We start from the raw sequence: 19,308 nt of genomic DNA, 5'->3' as shown, positions 1-19,308 counted from the left end.
GATGGCTGACGAAATCAACACACTCGAAGACCTGCAAGCCGTTGCTGGCGACGCTGCCCCGGTCGAAGTCGAAATGACGCCACGCGAACCCGTCCGTGACGAGTTTGGCCGCGCCTACGCCACCGGCAAACGGAAAGATGCGGTTGCCCGTGTTTGGATCAAGCCCGGTTCCGGCAAGGTCACCGTAAACGGCAAAGAGCTGAACACCTACTTTGCACGCCCCGTGCTGCAGATGATCCTGCGCCAGCCTTTCCAGGTTGCGGGTGTCGAGGACCAGTTCGACGTGACTGCTACCGTCAAGGGCGGCGGCCTGTCGGGTCAAGCCGGCGCAGTCAAGCACGGCATCTCGAAAGCGCTGCAGCTCTATGATCCCGCCCTGCGCGGTGCGCTGAAAGCCGCGGGCTTCCTGACCCGCGACAGCCGTGTGGTCGAGCGTAAGAAATACGGTAAAGCCAAAGCGCGTAAGAGCTTCCAGTTCTCCAAGCGTTAAGCTGGCGATCAAATCACTGGAAAAGCCGTCCTTCGGGGCGGCTTTTTTGGTTTTAATAAACCTGTGCTGTCGCCTTGCGCGCAACGTACCAACGCGGGCGCACTTCAACACTTCCGGTCGGGTCGACTCCGAGCATAAGGGGCTCTCGGCGCAACAGCGCAATGCCGTCTTCCGAGTTGCGGGGCAGACTGGCGGCTGGAATGGGCGCGCCCACCGTGATCCGAAACGGCTGTTGGTCCTTGTTCAGTGTCTCGTGAAACAGGGTGATGTCGCGCAAGGTCGGGTGGATGAGATCCAGAATGTAGAACAGCGCGGAATTGCTGGCATGGATATGGATCGGGATCACCGGTAAATCGTATTTCCGGGCAATCATGGCGGCCGACGCCATCTACGGACGCTCGTACAGCCGCAAGCCTCGCCGTTTTGCCAAGCGGCCCGAAGGAAATATGATGCCCAATCGGTCCCGCGCCACGGCCTCGCGGGTATAGGTCATCGTTGTGCGCGTCCTGCTGTAACACCGCTTGTCCTTGCGCCACTCAACTGGCGCAATCATTTCGGACAATTGTGGCAACACGCGCAGAATGTCGGCATTTGCGTAAAAGAACATATCCGGGCGCAAGGGGGCCAGCGCATGATGCAGCATGATACCGTCTGCAATGCCGGTCGGGTGGTTTGCGACGACGATGGCCGATCCGGTCCGTGGCACATTGTGTAAACCCGCCACCTTCACATCTTGCGCCAGTAAATCTCCGACGTGCAGCATCAATGCATTGGCCTTTTGGTGCTGCAAATCCGATGCCAGATCAATTGTCCGATCATAGCGCAACAGAGACATTAGTGTGCGCCGCGCAAATCGATTGACTGTTCCGGAGCGGAACAGCCATGGGGCGCGTTCAGCTACCAACGGGTCCAAGCGCTCTTTCATGCATGCAGCTTTGATCGCTGTTTCACGACAGGTGAGTGACAGCTTTGTAAAACTACTGTGTCGGGCAAGGGCTGGCCGAAGCACGCGTGCTTTGCCGGCAGAGCATTGCTGATCAGAACCTGAAGTCGTGCCAATTTGAGCAGTAACACAGTGGCGCTGCCCGCCGATAATGGTTGCGTCCGGCGTACACCCGCACCGTGGTTGTGGCTCGCGAAAGTCGGCCTACAACCCAGAATTGGTTTTGCGAGGAAGGTACACTGCCGTACGCTGACCCAACGTCACCAAAATTCTATCTGGGAGGAAACACCATGGACCGGATGCGCTTTGGCATCTTTCTTGCCCCGTTTCACAAGCCGGGCATCAATCCGACACTCGCGCTCGAACAGGATCTTGAATTGGTTCAATGGCTCGATCGGTGCGACTATGACGAGGCCTGGTTTGGTGAACACCACTCTGCCGGTTCCGAAATTTCGGCCAGCCCCGAGCTCATGATCGCAACGGCAGCACCTCGTACCCGCCGGATCAAGCTGGGCACGGGTGTTGTATCGGTCAGCTATCACAACCCCTTGTGGGTGGCTGAAAAGATCGTGCAGCTTGATCACCTTACCCGCGGACGTGCGATGCTTGGCCTTGGGCCCGGGTCACTGCCCACCGATGCGGCAATGATCGGTCTCAGCCAGAAGGACACCCGTGGCTTGCTTGCTGATGGCCTGGATGTCATCACCCGGCTGCTGCGTTTGGATGAGCCTGTCAATTTTGAAAATGACAGGTGGGTGTTGAAAGACGCGCGCCTGCATCTGCGGCCCTATTCTAACTTAGACCTTGCGACGGCTGCGGTTGCCTCGCCCACCGGACCGAAACTGGCCGGTAAATACGGCACCGGCCTGATCTCGATCGGGGCCACAACGGCTGCCGGATTCGACGCGTTGGCCCTGCATTGGGATGTGATTGAGGAGGAGGCCAAACATCACGGCCACACACCCGACCGCTCAAAATGGCGCCTGGTGGGGTTGTGCCACATTGCCGAGACTGCAGAACAGGCGCGGCGCGACGTGGAATACGGGATTGAACACTGGTTCAACTATTTCCAGGAAATCGCGGCGTTCCCGCAAATGTCGATGCCAGGGCAGAACGCAAAAGAGATGATCGACTTCATCAACGACAGCGGCTTTGGTGCCATCGGCACACCGGAAATGTGCAAAGCGCAAATTGATCGGCTCTGGAAACAGTCGAATGGTGGCTTTGGTGCTTACCTGATGCTCGCGCACAATTGGGCCAATTTCGAAGCGACCAAAAAGTCCTACGACCTGATCACGCGTGAAGTGTTCCCACATTTCCAGGGCCAGCATCTGTCCACCATGAATGCAGCCATGCGTGCGCAAAAGCTGCGCCCAGAACTGGCGGACATTCACATGAAAGCTGTCGAGACGGCACAGGCCAAATACGCTGCCGAGAAAGAGGCCCGGCACACCAACGAGCCAGCGGAATAGGCTTGCTTGCAGGCGTTGCTCTTGTTGGCGTAAAAGCGACGCCTTAGCTGTCCGGCCGGATCAGGCCAAGCCCACGTAGGTAGATACCGATCCCGGTTTCCAGCAAATCCTCGGGCGGGAAGGGCGATGTTGTGCCGGGTGAGTTGCGTGCAAACAGTTCAACCACCCCGTGGCTCAAAGCCCAGATATGGGCCGAGAACATCGACGCGGGTGGGCGCTTGTCCTCTGGGATATGCTCGGAGAGATCCGCAGCCGCCTTTTCCAATACGTGGTTCGCACGTGTGACCACATCCGCCAGTTCGGGTGTGCGATTGGTCGAAATACCACTTTCGAACATGGCAATGTAGTGGCCGGGAAAACGACGGGCAAAGGCAAGATAGGCACGCCCGGTGGCTTCGAAAGCCGCCAGTGCCGACGGTTGCCCTGACTGGTACGCGTGCTCCATCAGATCTGCAAAAATCCCATAGCCCTGGCGTGCGCATTCCGCGATCAGATCCTCACGCCCTTCATAATGACGATAGACAGCGGCTGGGGTTACGCCCGCCTGCTTGGCCGCCTCGGACAGCGTGAACCCGGTGGGGCCCTTGTGTTCGATCAACTGCAGGGCAGCTTCGATCAGGGCCTGGCGCAGATTACCGTGGTGGTAGCCGCGTTTAGGCATCCCAGATATCCGATCCGCCACAGATTTCTTTTTCTATCTTACCAATGGCTTGTGGGTCTTTGTTCGTGTAATCAAGGCCGTGCAGAACGGTACGTATCGCATTCAAACGCGCACGTTTCTTGTCATCTGACCTGACCACGGTCCATGGTGCATGGCTGGTATTGCTGCGATCAAGGGTTTCCCGGATTGCACTGGTGTAGGCATCCCACTTGTTCAGGCCCTCAACATCAATCCAGCTGAGCTTCCATTGCTTGAGCGGATCACGTTCACGCTGCATCATTCGACGCAACTGTTCACCGCGGCAGACGTTTAGCCAGAACTTGAAGACGTGAATACCGTCATCCACCAACATGGATTCAAACGGGTTCACCTGTACAAAGAAGTGTTCCCGCTGTTTTGGCGTGCAGAAGTCGAACACGTGTTCGACAACGCCGCGATTGTACCAGCTGCGGTCGAAACAGGTGATCTCCCCCCCCGCGGGCATCTGGCGGATGTAGCGCTGAAAATACCATTCCGACGCCTCCGTCTCAGTTGGTTTTGACAGGGCTACGACGCGGGCACCCCGCGGGTTCAGGTTTTCGCGGAAGCGCTTGATCGTGCCGCCTTTGCCAGCCGCGTCGCGGCCTTCGAAAATGCAGGCAACACGGGCGCCGGTGTTCGACACCCAGTTCTGCATCTTGACCAGTTCGATCTGTAGCGCATCCATCTGGCGCTCATACGCCTTTTTGCCCATTCGCTCGTCGTGCGGGTAGGTGGGTGTCAGGATGTCGTCCTTGTCCGCGGTGCGGATCTTGTCCCGAATATCATCGGGCGCACCGGTCTCGAAAAATTCACTGATTGCGCCATCAAAGGGAAGGCTCATGGTCCGAGACCCCAAGTTACTGCTCTTAACATGTAATATGGGCGAGACGGACGGTTAACGCAAACCCGCACGGTCTGCGATACGGTCAATTGCGGCAATAACTTCACCCGCGTGGGTATGGTGCGGCATATGTCCCACACCGGGCAGAACCGTCAGGTTTGCGCTGCCAATCTGGTCGGGCAGTTTGATGGAATGCACGTCCAACGGAACGATCGTGTCTGCGTCGCCGTGCACGACCTCGACCGGTTCGGCAATCTCACCATAGCGCGCGGACAGATCGACAACATGCGGGCGCAGCCAGTTCACTTGACGCGTGTTGGCGCGCATTGCATTGCGGCGCAAGGTCATGGCTGACCCGACATGGACCAGATATCCGTCTGGCGCGCTTTGGGGCTCGAAGATGCTGGCGACAGTGGCGTCGACATAGGTTTGCGGCACAAACGCTGAAAGCAGAGGAATCACCAGCGCACCGCCTGCAGCAGTTCCGCCGATGGTGTAAGTCCAGCCCAGCTTGCCTGGCCAGGGATTTGCAACGCCCGCAACAGATACGACACCAGCCAGATCGTCGAACTCGACCGCCCATGCGAGCGCCACGATGCCACCAAAGGAATGGCCAAGAACAATCGGGTTCTCGACACCCAGTTGCTGTGTGGCGGCACGCAAAAGCCGCGCCTGCGTGATTGGATCTTCGTGGGCATTGCTCCAGACCCGATTATATTGCGGTGCGGCACGGTCGGTCCAGCCAAGGCCGGGACGGTCCAATATCGTGATCCGGTAGCGGTCCTTCAGCAGATCGGCGAAGGCAAACGTGAAATCACGCGTGCTGCCCGAGGCACCATGCACCAGCACAAGGTCGGGACCCTGGCCCATTTGTTCGGCATGCACGGTCACTCCGTCGATATCGATCAACATACCCTGAGGCGGATAGTGCGCCGCCGCATCGCGTTCACGTTTCTGGGCCAAGAATTGCACGGTGCCAATGCCGACAATGGTCAGCACGACCAACAGAACCAACAACGTCTTCATTTCCTTACCCCCGCAGATCGGTGCGATCCTGCCCGATCCGATTCATATCGTACGGGGTGGTGAGATAAATCTCGGACAGCCAATTGCCATACAGAAGATGCGCATGGCTGCGCCAACGGTTGGCGGGCATCTGCGTGGGGTCGTCGCTGGGGAAATAGCCAACGGGCAGGGCAATCTCTGCGCCCTCGACCTGCACACTGGCCAGATCGCGATCATATTCCTGTTTCAGCGTGTCGCTGTCATATTCGAAGTGGTTCAGGATATAGAGCGCGCGGTGCGCCGGATCCTCGATCAGACACGGACCGGTCAGGTCCGATCCAAGCAAAATGGGCAGGCCGGCGGCCGCGACTTCCGGGGCACGTACCTCTGTCCAGCGGGACACCGGGACGACGCAATCGTCCGAAAACCCGCGCAGATAGGGTGAGGCAGGTGATAGGTTTGCGTGGCGGTAGGCCCCAAACAGTTTCGACCCAAGCAGGTGCTTGGGCACCTTGTGGAAGTGATGCAGCATCGCCATACCACCCCAGCACACGCCAAAGGTGGAATGCACGTTGGTCTGGGTCCAATCCATGACCTCTTCCAGCTCGCTCCAGTAATCGACATCTTCGAAATCGAGGTGTTCGATCGGCGCACCCGTGATGATTAGCCCGTCAAACTTCTGGGTCTTCACCTCTTGAAAGGGGCGGTAGAAGCTTTCCATGTGTTCGGCAGCGGTGTTCTTTGTCTCGTGATCTGACATGCGGATCAGCGTCAGCTCGATCTGCAGCGGCGTTGCCCCAATCAGCCGGGCAAACTGCGTTTCGGTCTGGATCTTTTTGGGCATCAGATTGAGTAGCCCGATCTTGAGTGGGCGGATATCCTGATGGCTGGCCAGTTCCTCGTCCATCACCATCACGCCCTCGTTCGTCAGAACGTCATAGGCGGGCAGGGTCGATGGTAACTTGATAGGCATGGCTCGGATCTTTCGCTTTGGTCGCGATCAGATAGCGGTAGATGGCCCGGGTTTCCAGATGTGTAGGCTTTGGTAACCAAACGTTGACGGCGAGGTGACGCCGACAATCCCGCAATACAGAGGCACCAGCATCTTGGTCACCGCGATCCAGCAGTCGAAACTACGTCTTCCGGTTGGACAGTTGCCGAGCGACAAGGTCCACAAATTCGCCTTCCGAGCGCAGGGCAGCAACGTCGTCCGCGGTAACGGTCACGCCCCAGCGTGCCATCGCTTCATATCTTGGTTGGCGGTGGGCCAGGGCGCGTGCATAGGTCCAGCGTACGAACGCATCCGGGTCTACCTTGTCTTCGGCCAGCCCTGTTTCGCTCAGATAGGTCTGCCAGCACTCCAGCAGAAATTCTGGCTGGTAGGCCATTGGTTTTGGGGCGCGGTCAAAGCGGGCGATCAAGGCGGCTGTGTGGGCTTCATCTCCCTTGATCCAGATGGGCAAGGCGACAGAGCTAAGCGTGGTCATCAAAGGATCGTTGTCATCATCGGGGTTCACCCATTCGCAGATCGACCCGCCCGTATCGCAGATGAAGTTGGGGTAGCCATAAAGCTGCTGCGCCCGTTCGGCGAAGTAACCGGTGTCGCTCAGTGCTGCAATCTCGGACAGACGGAACTGTTCCTGCCTCTTGCGATACTCGGCGATGGGCAGTCCGCCCTTTGCAGGATCGCCGGGCTTGCCCAGGTAGGTCGAGACAGGGCTGAGGTTATGGAAGGTGATGTTCGAACCGATATAGATGCTGTCGGACATCAACAGGTCCCGCAAAAATGGCACCTTCATCGCCTCGGCCTTGGCATTGTCCGTGATGCGCTCGCCCATGTACCGTGTCCCGATCCTGTAATCGATCGAGTAGTGAAACCAGTTGCCGCTGTCGCGCAGGGTCGTGGACATATGAGTCTTGCCCAAGCCTGACATGCCATAAACAAGCACACGTTTGGACGGGGCGGCCCGCCAGCTGTCCGCATCGCGATAAAGCATTGTCGTCATAGTCCCCGTGCCGTTTTCCGGTTTGGGCTGTCCTAGCTGTGGGGCTTGGGGCGGTCAACGTTCCTGCGTTGCAATAAGGTAAGGATACGACCATCGATGATGGCAAGGCCAAGGGCCAGCAGGGCAAAGCCTATGAATGCGTTTGGGTTCAGTGCTTCGTCCCGCACCACCGAACCCAAAACGATCGCAACAGGGGGAATGACAAGTGTGACCAACATCAGGTTGCCGGATCCGGCCATGGCCAGCACGCGATAGTAGAGCAGGTAGGCGCCCGCGGTTGCAATGATTGCGTAGTACGCAATGGCGAGCAGCGTGTCAGTTTGAAGGTTAAGACTGATCGGTCCGTCGACTGCCCACGCCAGTGGCACTGTCACCAGACTGGATCCGGTCAACATTCCTGCCGCCGCGACCTGGGGGCTCAAACTACCCAGAAAGTGCCGGGCCCACGCGCCTGCAAAAGCATAGCTGACTGTACCGGCAACGATGGCCAATTGAGCCAGGCTGCGCAGATCGAAGGATTTGAAGTTTTCGAGCCCAATGGCCGTCGCTACACCAAAGAAACCAAGGGCCACGCCAATGGCCTTGCGCCCCGTGATCCGCTCATCCGCGAAGAAAAGCGCAGCTACAACCACCCCAAAAATGGCCGTGGCCGCGTTCAGGATCGAGGTAAGACCGGTTTCAATATACAGCTGCCCCCAAGCCATGAGGCCGAAGGGGATGACGTTATTCAGAACACCCATGCCCAGAAACGCAACCCAGACGCGCGGATTGCGTGGCACAGGCAGGCGCATTGCCCAGACCACAAGCCACAGGGCGCACATGGCCCAGAATGTGCGATGTGCTATGCTGGTCAGGGGGGCGATTTCGTCCAGCGCGATGCGGATGGACAGAAAGGACGCGCCCCAGATCAAACCGAGAAGCAATAGTTCTGACCACGCGCGTCCTGAGAGGGTTTTTTGTGCTGTCATATCGGCACCCTGTCAGACGCGCCTCGTTGCCACGACCCAAAACTTGCGCAAAGAAAAACCCCGCCCGAAGGGGCGGGGTTTGGTATTTACTCAGAAACAACTGCTAGAAGCTGTATTGTATCCTCAGGCCCGCCGAAATAGCGGAATCGCCAGAGAAGGATCCGACGGGGGTGCCTCCAACATTTGGAGTTGCGTTTCCGAAGTCTGTGTAACGAATACCGCCACTGATTTCGACTTGGTCGGTTGCCTGGTATGATGCGCCGACGGCCAGATAAACTGCCCCGTTTGTGGAACCCAGTGGCGAGACCAGATCATCTTCACCTTTTTGCTCCCAACCAACGGACAAACTACCGGCCCATTTGTCGTTGAAACGCCGGCCAACGCCAATCGCGGCGTCCCACGCATTCTCAAGGTCTGTCAAAGATGCGTCCGGGTTGCGGGTTATTTGTTGCAGGCCGGTAGGCGAAACCCTCGTCGCGCTATAGTGGGAAAAGCGCACATGCCCGAACACCAAAGTATTCGGTGCAACACCGCTTTGGAAATCCAAACGAACGGTTTCGGGGGTAGTCACCTGCGTTACGGATTCAACACTGTCCGCACCCAAGCCAAATGGGAATGGCGCAGAAACTGCCGGGCCAGTTTCAGAGGTATCCAGATCATGGTCAATCTCGGAGTGGTAAGTCAGAGCGACGCGCAGCGCGATATCCGGGATTTCGAAGGCTGCACCAACCATGTAGCCAAGTGCGCTGTCGTTGCTGAACCTTGCATTGTAGCCGCTCAATCCACCGTATCCGGCACCGCTTAGCGTCACGTTTGCGTTCACACTTTGGTACACCAGGCCACCATGTACGGAAAAGCGGTCGTTGAACTTGTACCGGGCAAAGGCAGTGATTGCGTTCGAATCTACTGTTGCCGCAGTGCCACCCAGAACAGCCGACTCAGGGCCGTAAAGGATATCTGCACCGTAGGGTTCGTCTACCATAAGGCCGAATGACAATTTGTCGTTCAACTCGTATCTGACGGCAACGCCCCAAATAGTGAAATCGTCACCGATGTTACCTGTTTGAACGTTTGCAGCATCGGTTCCCTCGATGCTCGGATTACCAAAACCTGCTGAGAACTGCAGTTTGTTTCCATCTTCAAAGATGAAGGCCGTTGGGCGAGCGGACCGGTCAAGGCCAACGGCGTGTGCGGATGCGGTGGACGCCAGAAGCGCCGCAACCGTCAAAAGACGGGTTTTCATACTATTTCCTCCCAAAACAGCGCACATGTGGGTGTCGAGTGGGTGCGCTTTGGTCGTGTATAAGCCGTTTTCAAGGGGTGTGCGTCAATATTGACGCTAGGGCAGATCGGGCCTCGTGACGGAGCGTCATAAGTTTGTGACATTCGGGTCACATCGTTTTGGACTGCCGCGATTCGACCAGAATGTTCACGTAATTGCCCGCAAAGATGACCGCAGCGCCAACAAATACCCAAATATCAATGACTTCGCCATATGCGAGCATTCCGATCAACGCGATGGTTGGCAGGCGGATAAAGTCGATCGGAACCACCACTGTTGCGGGCGCGATTGAGAGTGCGTTGGTTAGGCAATAATGCGCCAACAGGCCGGCACAGCCGATCAGGAACACCCATGGCCCGGTTTGAAGGTCGGGCAAGGCAATGTCGCCATCATAACCCGCCATGGTGATTCCCATGACAAGCTGCATGGATGTGAGCCAGAACAGGATCGATGCGATCCGCTCGTGCCGGGTCAGGCGTTTGGTCAGCATGATCGTGAGCGCAAAGAAGATGGCCGAGGATGCGGCGGTGATTACCCCTGCATTGATCCCGGCCATGTCGGGGCGCGCGACGATCAAGATGCCGATAAAGCCCATGATGGCAGTCAGCGCGCGCACGCGCGTTAACCGTTCACCCAAGATCAGCGGGCTCAGCACTATGACCCAGATGGGCGACGTGAATTCAAGCGCAAAGACCTGGGCAAGGGGGATGATTGTGACGGCGTAGAACCAGAGGTTCTGGCCCGTGAAATGCGCCACGTTGCGAAACAGATGTGTGCCAAGGCGGTCCGTCTTGATACTGCGCCATGCGCCCGTCGCCAATGCGAGTGCGCAAACCACCACCACGCCGACAACGCTGCGATACATCATGATCTCGAACGTATCGAGGCTTGTGGAAACCTCGCGACCGGCCACGGCCATGGTCGAAAAGGACGCAATGGATCCTGTCATCCAAAGCGCCGCCTTGAAGACCGGGCTCATGGCATGCCTTTGACTGTGTACTCGCGGGCAATACCTGCTGTTTCTTTTGCCCAGACAGATTTGGAGGCACGAGACTGGTGCGCGTCAAAGGCCGCGGGATCGGTAAACTCTTCGGACACGGTCCAAACCATTGGATCGTCCGTGGGCAAGACGTCAAACCGGATACAGCCGTGTTCGGCCCGTGTCAGGCGCACGTGCTCTGGCAGCGCGGCGCGCACACGTGTCGCCTCTGCTTCCGATGCACAGCGTAGAAACCCGTCCAGTGTTACTCCCATTCAATGGTGCCTGGAGGTTTCGACGTGATGTCATAGGTGACCCGGTTGATCCCCGGGACTTCATTGATGATGCGTGTCGCCGTTTCACCAAGGAATTCATGCGTGAAGGGATAGTAGTCTGCCGTCATCCCATCGACGGAAGTAACCGCGCGCAGTGCACAAGCATAATCATAGGTCCGTCCGTCGCCCATCACGCCGACCGTGCGGACCGGCAGGATGGCACAGAAGGCTTGCCAGATTTCGTCATACAGCCCGTGTTTGCGAATCTGGTCGATATAGACGGCATCCGCCTCGCGTAGAATATCCAGTTTGGCGCGCGTGATCTCTCCGGGGCAACGGATGGCGAGGCCGGGGCCGGGGAAGGGGTGGCGCCCAATGAAGTGATCGGGAAGGCCAAGTTCACGCCCAAGCGCGCGCACTTCATCCTTGAACAGTTCGCGCAGCGGTTCGACGAGTTTGAGGCCCATCTTTTCCGGCAAACCGCCCACGTTGTGATGCGATTTGATCGTGACAGAGGGGCCGCCAGAAAAGCTGACGCTCTCAATGACATCAGGGTAGAGTGTGCCCTGCGCCAGAAACGCCGCCCCCTCGATGTCATTTGCGTATTTTTGAAAGACATCGATGAACAGGCGCCCGATGATCTTGCGCTTGGTTTCGGGGTCGGATTGTCCTTCCAGTTCACCAAGGAAAAGCTCAGCCTCATCAGCGTGGATCACTTGAAGGTTCATATGATCCCGGAACATGCCCACGACCTCTTGGGCTTCGTCCTTCCGCAAAAGACCATGGTCGACGAAGACACATGTCAGCTGATCGCCGATAGCCTCGTGGATTAGCGCGGCGGCAACAGAACTGTCAACGCCCCCGGACAGACCGCAGATCACTTTCTTATCGCCAACCTGCTCGCGGATGCGCTGTACAGCTTCCTCGCGATAGGCCCCCATGGTCCAGTCGCCGGAAAACCCTGCCAGCTTTACAAAGTTCTCGTACAGCTTGGCACCCTTGGGCGTGTGGTGCACCTCGGGGTGGAACTGCACCGCATAAAAGTGACGCGTGTTGTCAGCGGTGATGGCATAGGGTGCATTCGGGGATGTGCCGTAGACTTCGAACCCGGGGGCAAGCCTTGACACGTGGTCGCCATGGCTCATCCAGACCTGCTCCTTGCCATTCGCGAACCAATCGTCGAGCAGGTCAAGCTGCCCCTCTGGCGTGACAAAGGCACGACCGAATTCAGCCGTGCCGCCGCCACCCGAGATTTTGCCGCCTTCGACCAGACCGCCCAGCTGCTGCATCATCACCTGCTGGCCGTAGCAGATGCCAAGGATTGGGATGCCCATTTCAAACAGGGCTTCCGGCGCACGGGGGGATCCTTCGCGTGTGACGCTGTCTGGCCCACCAGACAGGATGACGGCTTTGGGCGCCATATCCCGAATGAGGTCAGAACTGACGTTCTGGTAGGGGTGGATTTCACAATAGACATCCAGCTCGCGCAGGCGGCGCGCAATCAGTTGCGTCACCTGGCTGCCGAAGTCGATGATAAGGAGGCGGTCGTGGGTCTGTTCGGTCATACGCGTGCAATAGGCGTGTGACGGTTGGGTGGCAAGCGTTGGACCTGCCCTCGGACCGGACGCCCCGGCATTTTTGGTCAGAAGCTGCGGGCATGTCGCTTTTTTCCCTTGGGGGCCGCTAACTGCGCGCGATGGGGTGTGGGATAAGGTAATCACCTTTGCATCAATTCACGTGGAAAGGGGATGCGGCATGGAAGAGGCACCGACACGCAGAAGAGGGCGCGGCGGCGGCGGAGCCGCGCGGCGGGCGGAACGCAGTGCTGTTTCCTTCGAGACCGCGAAGTTCATCGAACGTAACATTCCCAACTTCGAAGTGCTGACAGAAGAGGCGCTCGAAATCATCGAGCACAACGCGGAAAAAGTACTGGAAGAGATCGGTGTGAACTTCCCTGACAATCCTGCCGCCTTGCAACGCTGGCGGGATGCAGGTGCCGATGTAGACGGTGAACGGGTGCGCATCCCGCGTGGTCTGGCGCGCAAACTGTGCGAAACGGCGCCTTCCTCCTACACCCAGCACGCGCGAAACCCGGCCCGGACGGTTGAGGTCGGGGGCCGGAACCTTGTTCTGGCCCCTGTCTATGGGCCGCCCTTTGTCCGCGATGCCGATGGCGGTCGGCGCTATGCAACGATGGAAGATTTCCGCAACTTCGTGAAGCTGGGCTACATGTCAAAGTGGCTTCACCATTCCGGCGGTACGGTATGTGAGCCAACGGACGTTGCAGTGAACAAGCGGCACCTCGACATGCTGTATGCCCACATGACGCTGTCTGACAAACCCTACATGGGATCGGTGACCGAACCCAGCCGTGCCCGCGATTCGGTCGAGATGTCCGAAATCCTGTTCGGCAAGGACTTCGTCCGGGACAACACGGTGATGACTTCACTCATCAACATCAACTCGCCCATGACCTTCGACGACGTGATGATGGGCGCGCTTGAGGTCTATGCCCAAGCGAACCAGGCCTGCATCATTTCGCCCTTCATCGTAGGCGGAGCCATGGCACCGGTCTCGGTTGCGGGCACGCTGACACAGGTACTCGCCGAGGTGCTTGCCGGCATCGCTTATTCGCAGCTGTGCAAGGCCGGAGCGCCGGTGATCATGGGGGCTTTTGTAACTTCCATCGACATGAACTCGGGTGCGCCGACCTTTGGCACACCGGAAGCGGCGCACATCACGTACGGCGCTGGGCAACTGGCGCGGCGGCTTGGTTTGCCGTTCCGGTCCGCCGGATCGTTCTGTGGCTCGAAACTCCCGGATGCGCAGGCGGCATATGAAACGGCGAACTCTCTGAACATGGGGCTGCTGGCCGGCGTGAACTTCATGCTGCACTCATGCGGTTGGCTCGAGGGCGGACTTGTCAGTTCTTACGAAAAGTTCGTGATGGATGCGGATCAACTGGGTACGCTGCACCACTTGGCAGCGGGCGTTCAGGTTGACGAAAACGCGCAAGCGATGGATGCCATACGTGAGGTGGGCCCAGGTGGGCACTATCTGGGCTGTGCCCACACACAGGCGAACTTCAAGTCAGCGTTCTGGAAGTCGGACCTGCTGGACTACAAGCCGTTCGAGACATGGGAAGACGAGGGCGCGCGGGATACAGCCGCGCTGGCCACGCTTCGTGTTCAGAAGCTGCTGGCAGATTATCAGCAACCCGCCATGGACCCCGCAATACGCGAGGCGCTGGATGCTTACGTGGCCGAGAAGAAAGCGGCTGAGCCTGACAGCTTCATGTGATCAGCTTGCGGGCTCGCCTTGTGCGGCCCGCAAGGTGCGCGCTTCGCCCACAATAGCGATCAGAATGTCGATGTGACGCAGTAGGCTATAAGACGAATCGTCGTTAACGCGCTGGGCATTCAGCTCACCTTCAATTTCCATCAGGCACATGAGAGCGGCCCCGTGGCGTGGCAACTGCCCATACCCCAAAAGACGTGGCAAATGCGCGTTGCGACGGTAGTCCTCTGCTCCGATTCGTGCGGCACGCATCAACAGGCGTGGACGGCGAAGTGCGCTTAGCATGGTCAGAATATCTTGCATTTCCGGTCTCCTATGAGTGGCGTCGACCCGATCCCCGTCGGGTGAAAGCAGAAGGACCATTGCACAACCTGAGCGGGTGTTGCGTGTGCCAAGTGGAGCGCGCACGTTCGTTTAGCAACTGTTTATCTTTTGGAAACAATGCTGCGGATATCGACGAATGTTAACGATCCAGTAAGCAATGCAGCTCTAGGTTGTGTGGATGTTTTTGTGGATAACCCGATGCAAACAAATGACATCCGGGGCCCAAACGGGAAGAAGGATGTACAACTGCCATGCGCCACAGCGATGCACTCTGCTCGACGGACCTGAACCTGCCTGCCTGGGTTCCAGACGGTGCCGTACACTACCTCGCACACACAGAAGCCGGTTTGCCAATCCGTGAATTGGCGCGCAAATCGGGCTGCCACGCCTCGACCGTGCTCCGCCAGATCCGGCGGTTTGAAACCCGCCGGGATGATCCCCTGGTGGATGCGGTGCTGCGCAAATTGGGGGCTTCTCTGGGGCGGAAACGTTCGTCGGCTGCACCTCAGCCCATGAAGGATGATCCGGAAATGCAAAATGCTCTTGCTCGGGACCACGGTCCAGACACCACCATGATGACACAGGATTCCGTTCGTATTCTGCGGCGGCTGTGTGAAACGGGGGCGGTACTGGCGGTCGCGGTTGATATGGAAAAGGCGGTCGTCGTACGCGATGGCGTGACAGGTAGCAGCACGCGCACTGCCGTTGTCGACCGCAAGATAGCCGAGGCGATGGCCCTGCAGGACTGGATCAGTGCGGAAAGTACTGGACGCATCACGCGCTACCGTATCACTCCCGGTGGCCGCGCGGCCTTGTCCGAGATGATGGGAGAGGTAGAAGAGGCGCGACCCGGCTTTGCCGAGGCCGCGACACCTTTTGCAGACCAACACCGTCAGTGGGGTGAGCGTACGGTGCGTGACACAGACACGGGCCAGCCACGCAAGGTACGCTACAACCTTGCGGAATCGCCGCTTACGGCGCTGGCGCGGCGCCGTGACAAGGATGGGCAGCCTTTTTTGTCGGATGACCTTGTCACGGCGGGCGAACGCCTGCGCGAAGACTTTGAACTTGCGCAGATGGGCCCTCGCGTGGCCCAGAACTGGGATCGTTTTCTGACCGGCGGTGGACGCGGTGGGTTTGCGATGGACAGCGGGGTGGGCAACGGTCCGGAAGGTGCGCGTAGCCGCGTCGCGGCGGCCCTGCGCGATCTGGGGCCCGGGCTTTCAGATGTCGTTCTGCGCTGCTGCTGCTACCTGGAGGGTCTCGAAAGCGCGGAAAAACAATTGGGCTGGTCAGCACGCTCCGGAAAGATAGTGCTGCGCATCGGCCTGATGCGCCTGAAACAGCACTATGATGAAACGATGGGACCCGGTGGCGGCATGATCGGCTGAAAACCGCCCCTGTTTCCCGAAATGGCGCCGCGCTCCTCCCCGCGGCGCCATTTTTTTGTTTCAGTTCAGCTGTGACTCGACCGACCCCGTGCACGGGTCGATCAACTTCTGCAGACGGTGAAGCATGAATGCATCGTCAAAAACTTTGAACGTTCTTGCGACGGAGGTTTTGGATGCATCAATCACCGAGGGCGCGCTATGTGCACGCCCGCGCAATGCTGGCGGTCTTGTTCCTTGTGATCTGTCGTGTGTCCGCCACGCAAGCCGAGCAGCAGAGATACGTCTCGGGTTTTGTCGGTACGCTAACCAAAAACAGGTGGCACGACGCGCTGCGTCCGCAACAGGTGGAATTTGCTGACTCCTATATGATCGGAGGCGCGCTGGGGTGGGACCGCCGAATCGGCGCCAGTCGCTTTCGCTATGGGATCGAAGCACAGTTGGCGGCACATTTTGGTCGACAGGATCATCTTGAACTGAGCGTTCCCGTCGTCCTGCGTTACGTGCCGGATCAAGGGGCGCCGCTCAGGTCGGTTGGAGCGGGTCTGGGATTGTCCTATGCCTCGCAGGTCCCACAGGTCGAGATTGATCGCAATGGTGCATCCCAGCGCTTTTTCGTCCATTGGATGGCCGAGATTGAATTTGCGACGCCAGACCCGGACAGGACTGCCTTTCTCCGTGTGCATCACCGCTCCGATGGCTACGGAGTGTTTGAAGTCGATGCTGGTTCGACAGGCTTTGTACTTGGCCTGCGGCATCGGTTTTGAAGTACGACAAGGACAGGGGGAACCAGGCACTTTTCTTGTGTGCTGCATAGCGGCCATGCGCCACGTGGTATTCTTTGGTGGATTATCTATGTTAGAAACAAGTTTAACGCTGAACCATTTGGCAGAGATCCATGCGCGACCTGAAAATACCCGAACAGCGACACCCGGAAAAAGCGCGGCGGCCGGACAATCCGCAGCCTAAAAAACCGGATTGGATACGGGTCAAGGCTCCGGTCAGCCAAGGGTATAAGGACACGCACAAGATCATGCGCGACAATGGTCTTGTCACCGTGTGCGAGGAAGCGGGCTGCCCGAATGTGGGTGAGTGCTGGAGCCAGGGTCACGCAACCATGATGATCATGGGTGAGATCTGCACCCGCGCCTGCACATTCTGCAACATAGCAACCGGCAAGCCGCCCGAGGCGCTTGATGCGTTTGAGCCGGGCCGTGTGGCCCATGCGGTGGAAAAACTGGGGCTGAACCACGTGGTCATCACATCAGTGGACCGCGACGACATCGAAGACGGCGGGGCGGACCACTTTGCGCAGACCATCCGGGCCATCCGGCACCGCAGCCCCGATACGACAATCGAAATCCTGACACCAGATTTCATCCGATGCGACCCTTCGGTGCTCGAGGCAGTGGTCGAAGCGCGGCCCGATGTGTTCAATCACAACCTTGAAACGGTACCGGGCCTCTATCCCGAAGTGCGTCCCGGCGCCCGTTACTTCCACAGCCTGCGCCTTCTGCAACGGGTCAAGGAACTGGATCCGACCATGTTTACCAAGTCAGGGATCATGGTGGGGCTTGGGGAAGATCGGCAATCGGTGATCCAGGTGATGGAAGACATGCGAGCAGCCGACATCGACTTCCTGACGATCGGCCAGTACCTGCAACCCACGCCAAAACACCACCACGTGGATCGCTTTGTCCACCCGGACGAATTCGCATCCTACGAAAAGGCCGCTTATGGCAAAGGCTTCCTGATGGTGTCTGCCACGCCGTTGACGCGGTCGTCATATCACGCAGGCGATGACTTCGCCCAGCTTCGCGCGGCCCGGCAGGCAAAGTTCGCCTGACGGTCGGCGTAACGTCGGCTGATCCTGTCGCGTTAGGTGTTTATGACACAGGCCCTCTGGTCATCTGCCAGCAAAGTTGGCCGTCGGGCCTCCACCTCACGCAACCCATTTATGTGACCTGGTTTTCCCGAATGTTGCAAGATGTGGGGTCGGGACGGCGTACCACCTGGACGTGTGTCAAATTCGCTTGACACATCTCTGGATTGGCACACATATCAAAGGGATTAACACACACGTGGGAGTGCGCCCCATGCGAGACTCAACTGGAACTATCCAAAGGCTGGAGGCGCTGATTTCCTGCTTGGATACGCGCACCCAAGAGGTGGCTATTGCCCATTTGCGTGATGCAATTGACGCGATTTCTGCCACGTCCCGAAATGAGCCGACACGATACGCGTTGTCGACAGAGGTGTTGAACGGCAACGTTCAACGCGAAAGCGTCGTGCGGTTGTTCAAGTGAACCGCACCTTGCCGATAAAGGGCAGGTTACGATTGCGCTGCGCATAGTCGATGCCGTAGCCAACAACAAACTCATCCGGAATTTCGAAACCTGTCCAATCGGCCTTGACCTCGACTTCACGGCGGGTGGGCTTGTCAAGAAGGGCGATGGTGCGCAGCTTTGCCGGTTCGCGTCCCTTCAGCAGGCGGATCACGTGCTGCATGGTGTATCCGGTGTCGACAATGTCCTCGACCACAAGCACATCACGTCCTTCAATTGTGCCGCGTAAATCCTTGAGAATGCGCACTTCTCGACTGCTCTCCATCCCGTCTCCATAAGATGACGCCTCAAGAAAATCCACCTCGATGGGCAAGTCCAGTTCGCGCACAAGATCGGCAATGAACACGAATGAGCCCCGCAGCAGTCCCACGACCACCAGCTTGTCGGTGCCTGAAAACTCGTCCTGAATTTCGCCGCACAGAGTCTCGATCCGGGCGGCAATCGCCTTGGCCGAGATCATACGGTCTATGACATATGGCCGCTCTGACATGCGCTTCCCCTTGATTTTGCATGACAACCGCGACACATCCCTGCGCAACGCTCGTCCAAGGTCACCTTTACCGCAATGCCCACACATTCCGAAACCCGCTTCCTGCCTTACACCGCACAACAGATGTATGATCTGGTGGCAGATGTGGGCGAATATCCTCAGTTCCTCCCGTGGTGTGCCGCAGCGCGCGTGCGTACAGTCACGCAGCAAGGGGACAGTCAGGTGATGGAGGCGGATCTTGTCATTAGTTTCAAGGTGTTCCGCGAGCGGTTCGGTTCTCGCGTCGTGCTGCATCCCGACGATAAGAAGATTGATACGGAATATCTGGATGGTCCCTTTCGCCACATGAAATCCAATTGGGCTTTCGCAGATGCCGAAGGCGGATGCGACGTTTCCTTTTTCGTGGACTTCGAGTTCAGGAACGCCATTCTGCAAGGGATTATTGGCGTTGTATTCAACGAGGCGATGCAGCGCATTGTCAGGGCGTTCGAGCGGCGTGCGGCCGCGCTTTATGGATAGCA

Annotated in this window: 20 protein-coding genes and 1 pseudogene; 8 read left to right on the top strand and 13 right to left on the bottom strand. The window is 58.1% G+C overall.

The window, feature by feature from the left end; translation table 11 throughout:
• The first annotated feature begins 1 nt into the window (after position 1).
• Positions 2-490, top strand: coding sequence for a 30S ribosomal protein S9 (rpsI, locus tag Q1A75_RS00400; protein ID WP_299546480.1), 489 nt, complete (start codon positions 2-4; stop codon positions 488-490).
• A gap of 52 nt (positions 491-542) precedes the next feature.
• On the opposite strand, the pseudogene Q1A75_RS00395 reads toward rpsI, so the two are convergent.
• Positions 543-1,415: pseudogene (locus tag Q1A75_RS00395) on the bottom strand (1-acyl-sn-glycerol-3-phosphate acyltransferase).
• A 308-nt stretch (positions 1,416-1,723) separates the two neighbouring features.
• Here Q1A75_RS00395 and Q1A75_RS00390 point away from each other — a divergent pair.
• On the top strand, positions 1,724-2,905 hold the full coding sequence (locus tag Q1A75_RS00390; RefSeq protein WP_299546478.1) for an LLM class flavin-dependent oxidoreductase: 1,182 nt from the start codon (positions 1,724-1,726) through the stop codon (positions 2,903-2,905).
• Positions 2,906-2,948: 43 nt separating this feature from the next.
• Here the strand turns inward: Q1A75_RS00390 and Q1A75_RS00385 are convergent, their stop codons facing one another.
• The 10 genes from Q1A75_RS00385 to guaA form a co-directional block, all read right to left on the bottom strand.
• Positions 2,949-3,566 carry a TetR/AcrR family transcriptional regulator gene (locus tag Q1A75_RS00385; protein ID WP_299546476.1) on the bottom strand — a complete coding sequence of 206 codons (618 nt, stop codon included), beginning with the start codon at positions 3,564-3,566 and terminating at the stop codon, positions 2,949-2,951.
• A complete protein-coding gene (gene ppk2, locus Q1A75_RS00380) occupies positions 3,559-4,428 on the bottom strand; it encodes a polyphosphate kinase 2 (RefSeq protein WP_299546474.1) in 870 nt (289 codons plus the stop codon). The genes Q1A75_RS00385 and ppk2 overlap by 8 nt, the downstream gene beginning before the upstream one ends.
• A 54-nt stretch (positions 4,429-4,482) precedes the next feature.
• Entirely contained in the window at positions 4,483-5,454 is a 972-nt protein-coding gene (locus tag Q1A75_RS00375; protein ID WP_299546472.1) for an alpha/beta hydrolase, read from the bottom strand.
• A 4-nt stretch (positions 5,455-5,458) separates the two neighbouring features.
• Complete coding sequence (gene metA, locus Q1A75_RS00370; protein ID WP_299546470.1) at positions 5,459-6,406, bottom strand: homoserine O-succinyltransferase; 948 nt, start codon at positions 6,404-6,406, stop codon at positions 5,459-5,461.
• A gap of 160 nt (positions 6,407-6,566) precedes the next feature.
• Entirely contained in the window at positions 6,567-7,430 is an 864-nt protein-coding gene (locus Q1A75_RS00365) for an ATPase (protein ID WP_299546493.1), read from the bottom strand.
• A 41-nt stretch (positions 7,431-7,471) separates the two neighbouring features.
• Entirely contained in the window at positions 7,472-8,407 is a 936-nt protein-coding gene (locus Q1A75_RS00360) for a DMT family transporter (RefSeq protein ID WP_299546468.1), read from the bottom strand.
• A 103-nt stretch (positions 8,408-8,510) separates the two neighbouring features.
• Entirely contained in the window at positions 8,511-9,650 is a 1,140-nt protein-coding gene (locus tag Q1A75_RS00355; RefSeq protein WP_299546466.1) for an outer membrane protein transport protein, read from the bottom strand.
• Positions 9,651-9,798: 148 nt separating this feature from the next.
• Complete coding sequence (locus tag Q1A75_RS00350; RefSeq protein WP_299546464.1) at positions 9,799-10,668, bottom strand: DMT family transporter; 870 nt, start codon at positions 10,666-10,668, stop codon at positions 9,799-9,801.
• Entirely contained in the window at positions 10,665-10,943 is a 279-nt protein-coding gene (locus tag Q1A75_RS00345; protein ID WP_299546462.1) for an antibiotic biosynthesis monooxygenase, read from the bottom strand. The genes Q1A75_RS00350 and Q1A75_RS00345 overlap by 4 nt, the downstream gene beginning before the upstream one ends.
• Positions 10,934-12,508 (bottom strand): glutamine-hydrolyzing GMP synthase, encoded by a 1,575-nt coding sequence (gene guaA, locus Q1A75_RS00340; RefSeq protein ID WP_299546460.1) that lies wholly within the window; start codon positions 12,506-12,508, stop codon positions 10,934-10,936. Before guaA ends, Q1A75_RS00345 begins: the two co-directional genes overlap by 10 nt.
• A gap of 190 nt (positions 12,509-12,698) precedes the next feature.
• Here guaA and Q1A75_RS00335 point away from each other — a divergent pair, with 190 nt between their 5' ends.
• Positions 12,699-14,243: a trimethylamine methyltransferase family protein gene (locus Q1A75_RS00335; protein WP_299546458.1), complete on the top strand. Its 1,545-nt coding sequence runs from the start codon at positions 12,699-12,701 to the stop codon at positions 14,241-14,243.
• Here the strand turns inward: Q1A75_RS00335 and Q1A75_RS00330 are convergent, their stop codons facing one another.
• Positions 14,244-14,543 carry a DUF6477 family protein gene (locus Q1A75_RS00330; RefSeq protein WP_299546456.1) on the bottom strand — a complete coding sequence of 100 codons (300 nt, stop codon included), beginning with the start codon at positions 14,541-14,543 and terminating at the stop codon, positions 14,244-14,246.
• A gap of 272 nt (positions 14,544-14,815) precedes the next feature.
• On the opposite strand from Q1A75_RS00330, the gene Q1A75_RS00325 reads away from it, so the two are divergent.
• The 4 genes from Q1A75_RS00325 (at position 14,816) to Q1A75_RS00310 (ending at position 18,258) form a co-directional block, all read left to right on the top strand.
• Positions 14,816-15,955 (top strand): DUF6456 domain-containing protein, encoded by a 1,140-nt coding sequence (locus Q1A75_RS00325; RefSeq protein WP_299546454.1) that lies wholly within the window; start codon positions 14,816-14,818, stop codon positions 15,953-15,955.
• A gap of 173 nt (positions 15,956-16,128) precedes the next feature.
• Positions 16,129-16,719: a hypothetical protein gene (locus Q1A75_RS00320; RefSeq protein ID WP_299546452.1), complete on the top strand. Its 591-nt coding sequence runs from the start codon at positions 16,129-16,131 to the stop codon at positions 16,717-16,719.
• A 131-nt stretch (positions 16,720-16,850) separates the two neighbouring features.
• Positions 16,851-17,798, top strand: coding sequence for a lipoyl synthase (gene lipA, locus Q1A75_RS00315; RefSeq protein WP_299546450.1), 948 nt, complete (start codon positions 16,851-16,853; stop codon positions 17,796-17,798).
• A 250-nt stretch (positions 17,799-18,048) separates the two neighbouring features.
• Positions 18,049-18,258, top strand: coding sequence for a hypothetical protein (locus Q1A75_RS00310; protein WP_299546448.1), 210 nt, complete (start codon positions 18,049-18,051; stop codon positions 18,256-18,258).
• Here Q1A75_RS00310 and hpt read toward each other — a convergent pair.
• Complete coding sequence (gene hpt, locus Q1A75_RS00305; RefSeq protein ID WP_299546446.1) at positions 18,251-18,787, bottom strand: hypoxanthine phosphoribosyltransferase; 537 nt, start codon at positions 18,785-18,787, stop codon at positions 18,251-18,253. The genes Q1A75_RS00310 and hpt overlap by 8 nt on opposite strands.
• A gap of 75 nt (positions 18,788-18,862) precedes the next feature.
• Between hpt and Q1A75_RS00300 the strand changes: the two genes are divergently transcribed.
• Positions 18,863-19,306 (top strand): type II toxin-antitoxin system RatA family toxin, encoded by a 444-nt coding sequence (locus tag Q1A75_RS00300; RefSeq protein ID WP_299546444.1) that lies wholly within the window; start codon positions 18,863-18,865, stop codon positions 19,304-19,306.
• Positions 19,307-19,308: the final 2 nt, after the last annotated feature.

Source organism: uncultured Tateyamaria sp., from assembly GCF_947504105.1.
Lineage (GTDB): Bacteria > Pseudomonadota > Alphaproteobacteria > Rhodobacterales > Rhodobacteraceae > Tateyamaria.
This window is presented reverse-complemented; position numbering and strand designations above follow the sequence as displayed.

Bases quoted from the DNA above. Each gene is read 5' to 3' on its own strand.
- ppk2 (WP_299546474.1), bottom strand. From the start codon at position 4,428: ATGAGCCTTCCCTTTGATGGCGCAATCAGTGAATTTTTCGAGACCGGT.
- Q1A75_RS00310 (WP_299546448.1), top strand. From the start codon at position 18,049: ATGCGAGACTCAACTGGAACTATCCAAAGGCTGGAGGCGCTGATTTCC.
- Q1A75_RS00360 (WP_299546468.1), bottom strand. From the start codon at position 8,407: ATGACAGCACAAAAAACCCTCTCAGGACGCGCGTGGTCAGAACTATTG.
- Q1A75_RS00390 (WP_299546478.1), top strand. From the start codon at position 1,724: ATGGACCGGATGCGCTTTGGCATCTTTCTTGCCCCGTTTCACAAGCCG.
- Q1A75_RS00350 (WP_299546464.1), bottom strand. From the start codon at position 10,668: ATGAGCCCGGTCTTCAAGGCGGCGCTTTGGATGACAGGATCCATTGCG.
- Q1A75_RS00345 (WP_299546462.1), bottom strand. From the start codon at position 10,943: ATGGGAGTAACACTGGACGGGTTTCTACGCTGTGCATCGGAAGCAGAG.
- hpt (WP_299546446.1), bottom strand. From the start codon at position 18,787: ATGTCAGAGCGGCCATATGTCATAGACCGTATGATCTCGGCCAAGGCG.
- metA (WP_299546470.1), bottom strand. From the start codon at position 6,406: ATGCCTATCAAGTTACCATCGACCCTGCCCGCCTATGACGTTCTGACG.
- lipA (WP_299546450.1), top strand. From the start codon at position 16,851: ATGCGCGACCTGAAAATACCCGAACAGCGACACCCGGAAAAAGCGCGG.
- Q1A75_RS00335 (WP_299546458.1), top strand. From the start codon at position 12,699: ATGGAAGAGGCACCGACACGCAGAAGAGGGCGCGGCGGCGGCGGAGCC.
- Q1A75_RS00300 (WP_299546444.1), top strand. From the start codon at position 18,863: ATGCCCACACATTCCGAAACCCGCTTCCTGCCTTACACCGCACAACAG.
- Q1A75_RS00365 (WP_299546493.1), bottom strand. From the start codon at position 7,430: ATGCTTTATCGCGATGCGGACAGCTGGCGGGCCGCCCCGTCCAAACGT.
- Q1A75_RS00320 (WP_299546452.1), top strand. From the start codon at position 16,129: ATGCATCAATCACCGAGGGCGCGCTATGTGCACGCCCGCGCAATGCTG.
- Q1A75_RS00375 (WP_299546472.1), bottom strand. From the start codon at position 5,454: ATGAAGACGTTGTTGGTTCTGTTGGTCGTGCTGACCATTGTCGGCATT.
- Q1A75_RS00385 (WP_299546476.1), bottom strand. From the start codon at position 3,566: ATGCCTAAACGCGGCTACCACCACGGTAATCTGCGCCAGGCCCTGATC.
- Q1A75_RS00325 (WP_299546454.1), top strand. From the start codon at position 14,816: ATGCGCCACAGCGATGCACTCTGCTCGACGGACCTGAACCTGCCTGCC.
- Q1A75_RS00330 (WP_299546456.1), bottom strand. From the start codon at position 14,543: ATGCAAGATATTCTGACCATGCTAAGCGCACTTCGCCGTCCACGCCTG.
- guaA (WP_299546460.1), bottom strand. From the start codon at position 12,508: ATGACCGAACAGACCCACGACCGCCTCCTTATCATCGACTTCGGCAGC.
- Q1A75_RS00355 (WP_299546466.1), bottom strand. From the start codon at position 9,650: ATGAAAACCCGTCTTTTGACGGTTGCGGCGCTTCTGGCGTCCACCGCA.
- rpsI (WP_299546480.1), top strand. From the start codon at position 2: ATGGCTGACGAAATCAACACACTCGAAGACCTGCAAGCCGTTGCTGGC.